Source organism: Rhodococcus sp. T2V (assembly GCF_029269925.1).
Lineage (GTDB): Bacteria > Actinomycetota > Actinomycetes > Mycobacteriales > Mycobacteriaceae > Rhodococcus_F > Rhodococcus_F koreensis.
This window is the reverse complement of sequence record NZ_JARJBD010000334.1, coordinates 1-802: the sequence shown is the minus strand read 5'-3', so window position 1 is coordinate 802 and position 802 is coordinate 1. Positions and strand designations below refer to the sequence as shown.

Below are 802 nucleotides of genomic sequence, written 5' to 3'. Positions count from 1 at the left end.
CCAGCGCGACCGACTCATGCACGCCATCGGGTACGTCATCGACCAGCTGGACACACCCGGCGAGGTCCTGCCGTTGCTCGCGCAACTCGGACGTGATCACCGCAAGTACGGCGTCACCGATGACCACTACAACGCCGTCGCAGACGCACTCGTCGCGGCGCTGGCCAATCTGACCGGGACCGAACTGTGGACCGACGAGACCGAGCGCGCATGGCGCGACGCGATCGCCCTGATCGTCGCCACCATGACCGACGCGGCGAACGCCGAGCAGGGGCCGCCCACCTGGGTCGGCACCGTGATCAACCACCACCGAGTCCTCGACGACCTTGCCATCGTTCGCCTCCAACTCGACCAGACCATGCCGTATGTCCCCGGTCAGTATGTGAGTGTGCAGGTACCCACTCGCCCCCGGATGTGGCGTTACCTCTCTTTCGCCACCCCTCCGCACCCCGACCGGATCGTCGAATTCCATGTCCGCCGCGTCTCCGGTGGCTGGGTGAGCTCCGCGATCACAACCGACACCCGCATCGGCGACACCTGGCTGATCGGCTCCCCGCTCGGCGGCCTCGGCGTGTCACGGCGGCCGGGTCGACGTCGCCTGATGATCGCTGAAGGGACCGGAATCGCGCCGCTGCGGGCGCAATTGCTGGATATGGCCCGACTCGACGACACTCCCCGGACCCATGTGTTCGTCGGCGGGACGTACCCCTGCGACCTGTACGACCTCGATGTCCTGTGGGGGCTGTCTCGGACCTGCCCGTGGCTCACCGTCGTCCCGGTCATCGAAAACAGCGACAACCCG

The 802-nt window shown here is 67.1% G+C and carries 1 protein-coding gene; it reads left to right on the top strand.

Annotation, left to right across the window (positions count from 1 at the left end; all coding sequences use genetic code 11):
- Positions 1-802, top strand: an 802-nt coding sequence (locus P3H15_RS54220) for a globin domain-containing protein (RefSeq protein WP_276144860.1), incomplete at both ends; no start/stop codon positions are given.